This is a genomic window from Alcanivorax sp. NBRC 102024 (assembly GCF_001602235.1).
In the GTDB taxonomy this organism is placed as follows: domain Bacteria; phylum Pseudomonadota; class Gammaproteobacteria; order Pseudomonadales; family Alcanivoracaceae; genus Alcanivorax.
In genome coordinates this window covers 111,292-123,860 of the sequence record NZ_BDAS01000001.1, presented here as the reverse complement: position 1 = coordinate 123,860, position 12,569 = coordinate 111,292, and the positions used below count along the sequence as shown (strand labels likewise).

9 protein-coding genes and 2 pseudogenes are annotated in these 12,569 nt (G+C 58.1%); 7 read left to right on the top strand and 4 right to left on the bottom strand.

Going from position 1 to position 12,569, the window contains the following annotated elements:
• The first annotated feature begins 121 nt into the window (after nt 1–121).
• The 6 genes and pseudogenes from A0251_RS00620 to A0251_RS00600 all read left to right on the top strand — a co-directional run bounded on the left by A0251_RS00620 (nt 122) and on the right by A0251_RS00600 (nt 7,330).
• Nucleotides 122–1,297 (top strand): acyl-CoA dehydrogenase family protein, encoded by a 1,176-nt coding sequence (locus A0251_RS00620; protein WP_052042934.1) that lies wholly within the window; start codon nt 122–124, stop codon nt 1,295–1,297.
• A 54-nt stretch (nt 1,298–1,351) separates the two neighbouring features.
• Nucleotides 1,352–4,339, top strand: coding sequence for a peroxisomal multifunctional enzyme type 2 (locus A0251_RS00615; protein WP_052042931.1), 2,988 nt, complete (start codon nt 1,352–1,354; stop codon nt 4,337–4,339).
• Nucleotides 4,340–4,362: 23 nt separating this feature from the next.
• A complete protein-coding gene (locus A0251_RS00610; RefSeq protein ID WP_035248717.1) occupies nt 4,363–5,544 on the top strand; it encodes a lipid-transfer protein in 1,182 nt (393 codons plus the stop codon).
• A gap of 148 nt (nt 5,545–5,692) precedes the next feature.
• Nucleotides 5,693–6,067 (top strand): annotated as a pseudogene (locus A0251_RS00605) (iron-containing alcohol dehydrogenase); the annotation flags it as partial.
• A gap of 19 nt (nt 6,068–6,086) precedes the next feature.
• Nucleotides 6,087–6,248 (top strand): annotated as a pseudogene (locus tag A0251_RS17085) (integrase core domain-containing protein); the annotation flags it as partial.
• A 194-nt stretch (nt 6,249–6,442) separates the two neighbouring features.
• Entirely contained in the window at nt 6,443–7,330 is an 888-nt protein-coding gene (locus A0251_RS00600) for a LysR family transcriptional regulator (RefSeq protein WP_035248714.1), read from the top strand.
• 74 nt (nt 7,331–7,404) lie between these two features.
• On the opposite strand, the gene A0251_RS00595 is transcribed toward A0251_RS00600, so the two are convergent.
• The 4 genes from A0251_RS00595 to A0251_RS00580 form a co-directional block, all read right to left on the bottom strand.
• The gene (locus A0251_RS00595) at nt 7,405–8,328 is read right to left on the bottom strand and encodes an alpha/beta hydrolase (RefSeq protein WP_035248713.1); all 924 of its coding nucleotides are present in this window, start codon (nt 8,326–8,328) and stop codon (nt 7,405–7,407) included.
• A 233-nt stretch (nt 8,329–8,561) separates the two neighbouring features.
• The gene (locus A0251_RS00590) at nt 8,562–8,876 is read right to left on the bottom strand and encodes a helix-turn-helix domain-containing protein (protein WP_052042919.1); all 315 of its coding nucleotides are present in this window, start codon (nt 8,874–8,876) and stop codon (nt 8,562–8,564) included.
• 449 nt (nt 8,877–9,325) lie between these two features.
• The gene (locus A0251_RS00585; RefSeq protein WP_062814912.1) at nt 9,326–10,543 is read right to left on the bottom strand and encodes a site-specific integrase; all 1,218 of its coding nucleotides are present in this window, start codon (nt 10,541–10,543) and stop codon (nt 9,326–9,328) included.
• A 292-nt stretch (nt 10,544–10,835) separates the two neighbouring features.
• Nucleotides 10,836–11,687, bottom strand: coding sequence for a YicC/YloC family endoribonuclease (locus A0251_RS00580; protein WP_231874132.1), 852 nt, complete (start codon nt 11,685–11,687; stop codon nt 10,836–10,838).
• Between the two features lie 160 nt (nt 11,688–11,847).
• Between A0251_RS00580 and rph the strand changes: the two genes are divergently transcribed.
• Nucleotides 11,848–12,564 (top strand): ribonuclease PH, encoded by a 717-nt coding sequence (gene rph / locus A0251_RS00575; RefSeq protein WP_062814910.1) that lies wholly within the window; start codon nt 11,848–11,850, stop codon nt 12,562–12,564.
• The last annotated feature ends 5 nt before the right edge of the window (nt 12,565–12,569 follow it).

The following is a 12,569-nucleotide window of genomic DNA, read 5'->3' as shown; positions in this document are numbered from 1 at the left end:
GGATGCTGATTCTAAACGATATATAGCTTATGCGCGCGAACGATTAAAAACAAGTTGAACGTACGTATTGTAAGTTATAGAGTTCTTGTCATGTTTATGAATCAACAGTGGAAAACCTGTAATGAGTGACGTGCATGTACCGGCGGATGTGTCGCCAATGATTCCCCGTACCCTGTTCAATGAAGACCATGAAGCGTTTCGCGCCACCGCTCGACGTTTCTTCGAGACGGAAATTGCCCCTTATCACGAGAAGTGGGAAGAGCAGCAGCATCTCGATCGCGAGCTGTGGAACAAGGCGGGTGAGTTTGGGCTGCTGTGTGCCACCATGCCCGAGGAATACGGTGGCTGCGGCGTTGACCGCCTCTACTCGATGATTCTTATGGAAGAGCAGGCCCGGGTGGGTGATTCGGCCAGCGGCTTTGCGCTGCATTCGGACATTGTTGCCAACTACATCAACAACTTTGGCTCCCATGAACAGAAAAGCCAGTGGTTGCCCAAAATGGCCACCGGTGAAGCGGTCACTGCCGTGGCCATGACCGAGCCGGGTACCGGTTCCGATCTGCAGCGCATCAAGACCACTGCCACCCTTGAGGGTGATCACTATGTGGTGAATGGCTCGAAAATCTTTATCACCAACGGTTACCTCTGTGACATGGCGGTGGTGGCGGTGCGAACCGGGCCGGCTGAGTTGGGAGCACAAAGTGTGTCCCTGATGATTATTGAGGCGGATCGCGAGGGCTTCTCCAAGGGCAAGCCACTGAAGAAAGTAGGCATGCGCGGGCAGGACACCTGCGAGTTGTTCTTCGACAACGTCAAGGTGCCCAGGGAAAACCTGCTGGGCGCCGAGGGCATGGGCTTTATTGCCTTGATGAAGGAGCTGGCCTGGGAACGAATGATGATCGCCATCATCTGTGCGTCAGCTGCCGAGCATGCGCTGGCAACCACCGTGGAATATGTGAAACAGCGCCAGGCGTTTGGCAAGCCGGTGGCGGCGTTCCAGAACACCCGCTTTGAACTGGCCGAGATGCGTTCTGAAATCCAGATTGCGCGGGTCTATGTGGATCGCTGTATGGAGCTGGTGGTGCGCAATGCTCTGTCCCCCGAGGCGGCCTGTGCGGCCAAGTACTGGGTGTCCGATTTGCTCAGCAAGGTAGTGGATCGTTGTGTGCAGCTACACGGTGGTTACGGCTACATGCTCGAGTACCCCATCGCCCGCGCCTATATCGACACTCGTGCCAACCGTATCTACGGCGGCACCAACGAAATCATGAAAGAACTCATTTCCCGTTCTATCTAAAGATTCCTCCGGGCTCGCGTGCAGTGGGCCCGGGAATAAAAGGAGGAAAGCATCATGGCAGAACGTCGTTTTGATGATCGTGTGGCCATCGTTACCGGTGCCGGGGGCGGGTTGGGCCGCCAGCATGCACTGACCCTGGCCGAGCGCGGCTGCAAGGTGGTGGTTAACGATCTGGGTGGTAGTGCCCACGGTGACGGCAAGTCATCGTCCGCCGCAGACAAGGTGGTGGAAGAGATCCGGGCCATGGGGGGAGAAGCGGTTGCCAACTATGACTCGGTGGAAAACGGCGAGTCGATAGTGCAGACCGCGCTGGATCACTTCGGCACCGTGGATATCGTGATCAACAATGCCGGCATCCTCCGTGATGTGAGCTTCGCCAAGATGACGAAGAAGGACTGGGACCTGGTGCTGAAAGTCCACCTTGAAGGCTCCATGAGCGTCACCCATGCGGCCTGGCCGATCATGCGCGAGAAGGGCTATGGCCGCATCATCATGACCACCTCGGCGGCGGGCCTGTACGGCAACTTCGGCCAGGCCAACTACTGTGCCGCCAAGCTTGGTTTGGCCGGGCTGGCCAACTGTCTGGCCGAGGAAGGGCGCAGCAAGAACATTCATGTGAATACCATTGCGCCGATCGCCGCTTCACGGCTGACAGAAACCATCATGCCGCCGAACCTGCTGGAAAACCTGAAGCCGGAAGCGGTCAGTCCGCTGGTGGCCTGGTTGTGTCATGAAGACTGCGAAGAGACCAAGGGCATCTTCGAAGTGGGTGCCGGCTACATCAGTAAGTTGCGCTGGGAGCGCACCCAGGGCAACAACTTCCCGCTCGGCAAGGCCTTCAGCGTTGATGACGTGGCCCGTCGCTGGGACAAGATCACCGATTTTACGGATGCGAACCATCCCTCCAACGTCAACGAATCCTTCTCGCCGATCCTCGACAACATCAATAATCCGTCTTTGGGTGGCAACGAATTCATCGATCTGGATGTGGCCAGCAAGGAAAGCGTCGAGCTGGAATCGGCCTATGATGAAAATGATTTGTCGCTGTACGCGCTGAGTGTTGGCGCCGCCCGTGACCCGCTCGATAAAGATGAACTGAAATTCGTCTACGAGCTGGGCGGCAATTTCCAGGCGTTGCCCACCTATGGCGTCATGCCGCAGATCGGCGCGATGCTGAAAGCGGCGAAGGAAGGTGCGCTGACCTTGCCGGGGATGAACTTTGGTTTTGACCGCTTACTGCATGGTGAGCAGTACACCGAGATCAAGCGGCCACTGCCGCCGCATGCCAAGCTGAAACACACCTTCAAATTCAAGAAGGCGCTGGACAAGGACCCGAACGCAGTCGTCACCTTCGCCATTACTTCCACCGACGAGAACGGTAACGAGGTGGCCTACAACGAGATGACCTCGTTCGTGAAAGGTGCCGGTGGCTGGGGCGGTGAGCGTGGCGATTCCGGCGAGATCAATGTGCCGCCCGCCCGCGAACCGGATGCGGTGATCGAGGAAAAAACCGACGCCAACCAGACATTGCTGTACCGCCTGTGCGGTGACTGGAACCCGCTGCATGCGGACCCGGCGTTTGCCAAGGCCTTTGGCTATGACAAACCGATCCTGCACGGGCTTTGTACCTTTGGTTACGCGGGCCGCCATGTGATCAAGGCGTTCAGCAATAACGATGGCCGTTACTTCAAGAGCATCAAGGTGCGCTTTGCCAAGACGGTGTTCCCGGGTGAAACCCTGGAAACACGCATGTGGAAGGAATCCGATAACCGCATCATCTTCGAAACCTGGGTGAAAGAGCGTAACGAGGTGGTGCTGAAGAATGCCGCCATCGAGTTGTTCTCGGAGATTCCGGCAGAAGCGCCGGTGCCGGAGCGGGTGTCCGCCGAGGAAGTGTCTGCACCACAGGTGGAGCAGGCGGTGACGCCCGACGATGTGTTCGCGGCAGTGGCGACCTACATCGAGCAGAAGCCGGAACTGGTCGACCAGACCGGCACCAGTTTCCTGTTCGAGTTCAGCAATCCGGATCAGCAGTTCTTTATTGACCTGAAAAATGCACCGGGCGCGGCAGGGCCGGGCACGATTGATAAACCGGACGTGACCCTGGCACTGGACAGCGAGCACCTTTCCACCGTGTTTGGTGGCGATCTCGCTGCCGTGCAGAAACTGTTCTTCGGTGGTGAGCTGAAAATCTCCGGCAACGTGATGGCCTCCAACAAGTTGACCGTGTTGCAGGACATGGACCCGAAACTGGCCGAACAGGAACGCGACAAGCGTGTGGCTGCCGGTGGTGGTTCACAGGTTGCCGCAGCACCGGCCGAATCGCAGGAACCGACCATGGCGGATGTGTTCAGTGCCATCGGCCACTTCATTGCCGATAACCCGGACCTGATCGAGAAGACCGGCACCAGCTTCCAGTTTGCGTTCAGCAACCCGGATCAGGATTTCTTTATCGATTTGAAGAACGCGCCGGGTTCTGCCGGTCCGGGCCAGCTGGACAAGGCGGATGTGACGCTGGAACTGGATACCAGGCATGCACCGACACTGTTTGGCGGTGACCTTGCTGCCGTGCAGAAACTGTTCTTCGGTGGCGAGCTGAAGATCGGTGGCAATGTGATGGCCTCCAACAAGCTCACCGTATTGCAGGACATGGACCCGAAGCTGGTGGAACAGGCGCGGGACAAGAGACTGGCCTCCGGCCAGCCGGACACCGCCGCCGCGCCACCGAAAAAGCAGAAGGAACCGCAGGCGGAAAAAGTGCTGCAGCAGCTGGCGGAAAAACTGTCGGCCATCGGCGGGCAGGGCGGTGTATTGCAGATCAAGGTACAACGCCCTGACAGTACCTGGTTTATCGACCTGTCCGATTCGTCGCCTGCTGTCTCCAGCGGCGAAAAAGACGCCGTGGCGGTGATGACACTGGACGACGGCAAGCTGGCCGATCTGATTACCGGCAAGGTGGCCTTGCGGGCCTTGTACCAGAAAGGCGACATGCGCGTGGACGGTGATCTGTCGCTGGTACGCAAACTCGAACAAATCCTGTAACACCCGAATTCGGAGAAACGACAATGAAACGTAGAGTGAATGTAATCGGTGTCGGGATGACCAAGTTTGCCAAGCCCGGTGCCAGCGATGATTACCATGTGATGGCAAAGGCTGCAGGCCTCGCCGCCATGAAGGATGCCGGCATCCAGTACAGCGATGTGGAGCAGGCGTTCTGCGGTTATGTCTACGGCGATTCCACTTGTGGTCAGCGCGCCGTGTATGAGCTGGGATTGACCGGTATTCCTGTGGTCAATGTGAACAACAACTGCTCCACCGGGTCGTCGGCCCTGTTCCTGGCCCGCCAGGCCATCGAGGGCGGCTTGGCCGAATGTGTGATTGCGCTCGGTTTCGAGAAAATGGAACGCGGGGCGCTGGGCTCCAAGTTCAATGATCGCGAAAACCCCATGAGTCAGCATGCGCAGGTGATGATGGATGCGCAGGGTTTCAACCAGGCGCCGCCGGCGGCACAGATGTTCGGTGGCGCGGGCCGCGAGTACCGGTGGCAGCACGGCACCAAACGGGAAACCTTCGGCAAGATCGCCGAGAAGGCGCGCCGCCATGCCGCCAACAACCCCTACGCGCTGTTCAACCAGGTGCTGTCGCTGGAAGAAATCATGGCGTCCGACGAGGTGTTTGATCCGCTCACCCGCTTCCAGTGCTGTCCTCCCACCTGTGGTGCCGGTGCGGCGATCCTGTGCTCGGACGAGTTCGCGAAAAAGCATGGCATTGAGAATCCGGTGTATATCGCCGCCCAGGCCATGACCACGGATTTCGCCAGCAGCTTTGACGAAAAATCCATGATCAAGATGGTCGGCTACGACATGACACGCGCGGCTGCAGAGAGTGTGTACGAGCAGGCCGGCATTGGTCCGCAAGACATCAATGTGGTCGAGTTGCATGACTGTTTTACCGCCAATGAGCTGCTCACTTATGAAGGCCTGGGTCTGTGCCCGGAAGGCGGTGCGGAGCAATTCATCTGGGATGGTGACAACACCTATGGCGGCAAGTATGTGACCAATCCATCCGGTGGCCTGCTGTCCAAGGGCCATCCGTTGGGCGCCACCGGGCTGGCGCAATGTACTGAGCTGGTGTGGCAGTTGCGCGGTCAGGCGGACAAGCGTCAGGTAGACGGTGCACGGGTGGCCTTGCAGCATAACCTCGGTCTGGGTGGTGCCTGTGTGGTAACCATGTATCGCAATGACTGAGTACCGTAAAGACTGAACTGTCACATACAGGGTGCCGGCCTGCCGGTTCGCAGGCCGGCTTCCCTGTTAAGGAGGTCCGGGATGAATGCGGTAACGACAAAAAGTAAAAGCAAGGTAGTAAAGGCCAGCTTCTCACCGCGCCGGTCTTGGCTACGCCCACGGCATTGCCCACAACTTCGGCGCCCACTATCACACGCCCCATGGCCTGGCGAATGCCATTGTGCTGCCTCACGTACTCGAATATTCCGCCCCCGCCTGCATTGAGCGCCTGGCCGAACTGGCCCGCGTCAGCGGCCTGGAGCAGGGCGGTGAAACCGATGAAGCGCTGGCAGGAAAATTCATCAAACGTGTCCGCGAACTGAAACAGGAGCTTGGCATTCCCGAGAAGCTGGACGCATTGCGCAGCGAAGATGTTCCCGACATTGCCAGGGCTGCATTGCAGGAAGCGCATTTCATTTATGCGGTACCGCGCTATATGAATCAGACGGTGTGTGAGGCACTGTTGAAGAAGATGCAGGCCTGAGGTTTTGTGGAAACGGGGACAACGATTTAATCGAACGACATGGCGCGAGTGGCTGGATCTCCACGAGTTCACCTGCGTTGCCCATGCCCAGCTATTAACCACACAGTGGCGGTGGCAATACAATAACGGATGGCCCAATTCGGCCATTGGCGGAGTGCCTCCGGCCCGATTGCTACAGTGACTCTATACTCAAACGAGCGATGAAAAATGGGTGGATTACACCTTCATGGATTGCTTCCTCAGTGAGCCCGTAGAACGATTCTGCTTTCCGTGATAGACGTCGGTGACACGCATGAATCACTAAATCTGGCACCCCTCCGCGCTTCATGCTTTCATGATCAATACCGAATCAGCCATTAGCGCAGCTAATTAGTCATGAAAGAGAACCTGAACGACCTGATCGCCTTTATGGCCGTGGCTCGGGAACAGAGCTTTACCCGCGCCGCCGCCGGGCTGGGTGTGTCCCAGTCCGCCCTCAGTCAGACCCTGCGTAACCTGGAGGAGCGGCTGGACCTGAAGCTGCTCAACCGCACCACCCGCAGCGTCACCACCACGGAAGCCGGCGACCGGCTGCTGGAACTGGTAGGGCCGGCGCTGGACGATATCGACGCCGGGCTGGCGGAGCTGCACTCGCTCAAGGGCAAACCCGCCGGCACCGTACGCATCACCGCCGATGAATTTGCCGTCTCCACCGTGCTGTGGCCAGCCCTGCAGCCCCTGCTGCGTGACCACCCGGATATCAAGGTGGAACTAAGCGTGGACTATGGACTGGTGGATATTGCCAAGGAACGATTCGATGCCGGGGTACGCCGCGCCGGACTGATTGCCAAGGACATGATTGCAGTACCGATCTGCCCGCCGATCCGCATGGTCGTGGTGGGCTCACCGGACTACTTCAACCGACACACGCCACCGCAAAAACCCCAGGACCTGGTGGCACACAACGCCATCAACCTGCGCCTGCCCACCCAGGGCGGCGTTTTCCCCTGGCTGTTTCAGGTACGCAAGAAAGAAGTGAAAACCCACACGGAAGGACAACTGGTATTCAACAGCATCCTGCAAGTGCTGCAAGCGGCCAAAGACGGCATGGGCCTGGCCTACCTTCCAGAAGCCCTGGCCCAGCCGGGACTGGACGACGGCAGCCTGATCTCCGTGCTGGATCGCTATAGCCACACCTTTCCCGGCTATCACCTCTATTACACCAGCCGCCGCAAGGCCTCCACTGCCTTTGCCATGGTGGTTGATGCCTTGCGCCTTACCTGAGAGCTCTCGAAACCAATCGACCGAATATAAAAAAGGGCGACCAACCTGGCCGCCCTTGATGCTGTCGCGATGTGTTACAAGTGATCCTGATAAAACTGCTGCAGTTTTGCCAACGCCTGATCCACCGCTTGCGGCTGATCGTACAGGTCATAATGGCTGGCACCATCGACCACCAGCAGATCCTTGTTTTTCGACGCCGCACGGCCATACAGCTCGTAGCCATCCCGGTGAGAACCGAAGGCCCCGGTCTTGCTGCCGATGATGACTTGCAGCGGCTGGGTCAGCAGATGCTCAGCCAGATGGAACGCATCGAAGGCCACTGCCGGTGCCAGCCCTGAGAAACGCAGCTTGTTGGGGGAACCCGGCTGCTGCCCGCGCGGCGTGGTGTAGTAATCCACCGCTTCCACCACATCAATATCGGTAATGCCTGCCTGCTCACACTCGTCTTTCGAGTTGGGAATATAGCCGGTGATCAGCGGCTCCGCCCCACGGGCCTCGGCGGTACGCTGCTGGCCAATGGCCTCCAGGGTCTGGATCGCTGCATTCGGGGACATATCCCCCTCGCGCATCAGCCGCCCATAGTTGGCCGCCACCACCGTGCCCACCGCCTTGATACGACGCTCCGTCATGGCCGCATGCACGGCATAACCGCCACCGCCACAAATACCCAGCACCCCGATGCGGCTCTCATCCACAAAATCCTGGGTCACCAGATAGTCCACCGCACAGCGGAAGTCCTCCACCCGGGTCGCCGGGTCTTCCAGAAAACGGGGCTCGCCACCACTTTCCCCCTGGAAGGACGCATCAAACGCCAGCGTCACATACCCCATTTTCGCCAGCCGGGCGGCATAGATCGCACCGGAGGTCTGCTCCTTGCAGCTACTGATCGGGTGCGCACAGATAATCGTGGGGTACTGCCGGGACGCATCAAAGCCTTCCGGGAAGTACAGATTGGCGGCCACATCGACATTACGGTTCTTGAAGCTCACAGCTTTCATGGTCTTACCCTCTTGTGAATCCATTAGGTTGGTCAGTGACTATGGGATTCACGGTAGCAAGCGGGGATTGTTCTGATTAGATGGCAATTTAAGGAAGGGGTTATTAGCTTAGCTAATGAATTAAGGCAGTACTATATTTTCGACACTGCGCTTTACTGCACGATGCAATATCTTCCCAGATCTCTTATTTCGTACCCCAAAGGGGGGTAGGCCAGCTCCATGTCTACGAGCACCTAAACCCCACTCTCAATCGCCAAACTAGACCGCATCATCGCCTTGTCTCGATCTGACGGAGCACCAAAAAGCTTGTGGTAGTCGCGGCTGAACTGGGACGGGCTTTCATAACCGACCAGGTAATCAACGCTGGCCACGTCCTGCTCACTGAATAGCAGCCGCCAGGCTTCCTGCAAACGCACCCGCTCCTGGAACTGCACCTGGGTTAGCTGGCTGATGGTCTTGAAATGCCGATGAAAAACGCGGGGCTTATATTCGGCATAGCGGTCAGCTCCCCGACTTTGAAAGACTTTTGATAATTCGCATGCATCCAAGTCGTGACCCGACCGATGCGAGTGATGTCGCTGTCTTTCTGCCGATTTGGTGTAACGCCGCCGCCCCCCCCCAGCGGCGAGCACAACAGGCTCCAACAAATTTCCCTGCGTATAAGCGGCGCCATCTTTTCGCAAGCGGCCAGTATCTTGAGCGGTTATAGATTGACTAAACAACCTGGCTGGCAAAAATGAATCCGAGGCAGAAGCGACAACCTGTGGCGCTAGGGAGCTGGATCAGGTTAAAAGATTATGCATAAGCCATTGGGCGGCGCAGGGTAGCAGGACAGCGATTCGTGGCCACATTTGCTGTTGTGTGATGCAGGCTGCTGATTGTCCAGAGGTGTCCAAGCGAGTCCATCAAAATCCCGATTCTTTGTATAGGTTGTAGTTCAGGGTCTTGGCTTATGGTTGTCGATAGTCAATAAATACAGCCTAAACACACCTGTGCATCATCGGTGTATTAAGGCTTCTATGGCGTTGGCTACTCGCTGGTGAGCTATTTTTCGCTCCTCAAAATAATCATACCGATCATAAATCCCCTCAACCCCCTTCAGCTTGTGATTCAAACACCTCTCCGCCACATGGCTCGGCACACCTTCCGCAGCTGCGAGGCTGCGGAAGGTGCGTCGCAGGTCGTGGATGGTGAAGTGTTCCAAGTCGTCCATTTTGTTGGGTGGCTGCACCTTCCGGCCAGCCTCTCGGCCAAATAGCTTGGAAATGGCGCGGTTCAGGGTGTCAGGGCCCATGTGGGGGCGTTTGCTGGCGCGCCTGGCAGGGAACACATAGGGGGAGCCGCAGGCATGGCCTTGCTGTACCTTTAGCCACTCAATGGCTTGGGTTGGCAGAGGGATGGTGATCGATGCGCCAGTCTTGCTGCGCTCTTTGGAGAGATCCCAGATTCCGGCCTCGAGGTCGAATTCTTCCCAGCGGGCCTCGCATAGCTCGCTTTTTCTCACGCCTAGCACCAGGAACAAGCAGCAGGCCCGATAGTTGTCTCGACCAAAGCTGCTGATGTGCTCCCGGAAGACCCCAAAGGAATGTTCGATTTCTTCCAGCGTCAGGGTGCGCTCCCGGCTGGCTTCGACGCCGCCGGCGTCGCTGACGGTGAAGGGACTGGCCGGGTTGTTCTGGCACAGGTCCAGTTTGATGCCATGACGAAACAGCTGCTTCATGTACATCAGGGTGTCATTGGCGATGGTGGGGCGGTTGCTGCGCTGAACGCGCTGCAGGACTGCCCGGATATCCCTTGGGGTGACGTCGGCAATCGGGTAGAGGCCGATCACCGGGTGGATTTCTTTCTGGTAGATGCGCTTGGGGATGTTGGGGTGTTTCAGGCGCCGGGACAGATCGGTCTCATGCCAGTCCTGGAAGAGGTCTTTGACGGTGCGGATGTCGGGCTGGACAACTTTGGCCCTTTCCTGGATTGGGTCGGTGCCCGTTCGGATGCCTTGCTTGGTCAGCACAGCGGCTTCCCGGGCGTCACCCAGGGACATCTGGGGGTATTGGCCCAAGGTAATCTCGTGGCGCTTGCCTTGGGCGCTGTAGCGCAGCATCCAGTAGGGCGTGCCTGACTTGCGCACGCAGAAATAGAGGCCGCCACCATCGGTATGCTTCTTGGGGGCCTGCTTTGCCAGGGACTTGATCTGAGTGGCGCTGAGTTTGCTCATTTTGACCTTGTGGCGTTTGAGCCTATAAAAACAGGCTGCCCACCACTTTTTGTTTGTTGATTAAAGAGAAAAATTCTCTGTTATCAATGGTATGCAGGCAGTCTCTTGATGGCTGCCCACCATTTCAGGTCAATATAGGTGTCAGGGAGGGAAAAGTCACGTTTTTGCCCACCATTTTGCCCACCACTTTTGTCTGGATAGTGGTGGATGGCAGTGGATTTCCATGGATTGAGTTTCGAATTTAATTCTTTAAAAACAACGTATTAAATACGATTATGGACTTACCTGGATTTTACTCGATATTCTGGATCTGCTCCCGCATCTGCTCGATGAGCACCTTGAGTTCCACCGCCGCCGCTGTGGTTTCGCTGTCTACGGATTTGCTTGCCAGGGTGTTGGCTTCGCGGTTGAGCTCCTGCATCAGGAAATCCAGCCGGCGACCGATGTGGCCGCCCTTCTTGAGGATGCGGCGCACTTCGCTGACGTGGGTCACCAGGCGGTCCAGCTCTTCGTCCACGTCCATTTTCTGGGCCAGCATCACCAGTTCCTGCTCCAGCCGGTCCGGGTCCGGCGAGTCGATCACATCCTGAATGCGGGTGCGCAGCCGTTCCCGCTGAGCGTCCTTGATGCGGGGAATGGCGGCTTTGACGATCTCGATCTGGGTACCGATGCCATCCAGCCGGTCGACGATCAGCTGGCCCAGTTGTTCCCCTTCCCGGCGGCGGGTGTCGACAAGGGCTTCCAGGGCCTCATCCAGCAGGGACAGGGACTCGTTCTGCAGCAGCTCCACATCCAGCTGGCGGGTACTGAGAACGCCGGGGTAGCGGAGGATTTCCATGGGATTCACTTGCCCCGGGTGCTGGACGATGTCGCCCACCCGGCGGGACACGTCGGAAAGCTGTTTGACCAGCTCCTCGTTCAATTCCAGGGATGCCTCACTGTCGTCCTGCTGGTAGCGCAGGGTCACTTCCACCTTGCCCCGGGCCAGGGCCTGGCGGCATTTCTCGCGCACGCCGTTTTCCAGGGCGCGCAGCGCATCGGGCAGACGCGGGCTCACTTCCAGGTACCGGTGGTTCACGGCTTTGATCTCCCAGACCAGGCTGTAACCTTCCAGATGACGGTCGGCGCGGGCAAAAGCGGTCATACTGCAGATCATGGATGAACCTCGAAACAGCTGTTGGGACGGACCCATAGTCTAGACCACAGGGCCCGGTGTGGCCTAATAATGCGCCAGGCAGGCAGACCGGTCCCTGCCTTTGCTACAATGGCGGCCCTTTTGCATTCTAGACACTTCAGGAGTTTCCATGCGTCCTTCCGGCCGAGCCCACGATCAGCTGCGTGAATTAAGCTTTACCCGCAACTACACCGTTCACGCCGAGGGCAGCGTGCTGGTCGCTTTCGGTGATACCAAGGTGCTCTGCACTGCGTCCGTGGAGGAGGGTGTGCCGCGCTTTCTGAAGGGCAAGGGCCAGGGCTGGATCACCGCCGAGTACGGCATGCTGCCCCGTTCCACTCACACCCGTTCCGGTCGCGAGGCATCCCGGGGCAAGCAGGGTGGCCGAACCCTGGAGATCCAGCGACTGATCGGCCGCTCCCTGCGTGCGGCGGTGGACATGAAAAAGCTGGGTGAGCGCACCATCTTCCTGGACTGCGACGTGCTGCAGGCCGATGGCGGTACCCGCACGGCTTCCATTTCCGGCGCCTGCGTCGCTCTGGTGGATGCCTTTACCCACTTGCTGGAAACCAAGAAGATCAAGGATGACCCGCTCACCGGGTTGGTCGGTGCGGTATCCGTGGGGGTCTACAACGACGAGCCGGTGCTGGATCTGGATTATGCCGAAGACTCCAATGCCGGTACCGACATGAATGTGGTGATGACCCAGCAGGGCGGCTTTATCGAGATTCAGGGGTCCGCCGAGGGGGCCCCCTTCACCCGCGAACAGTCCGATACCCTGCTGGGCCTGGCGGAAAAAGGCATTGGTGAAATCATTCAGGCCCAGCAACAGGTGTTAGGTTGGTAAGGACG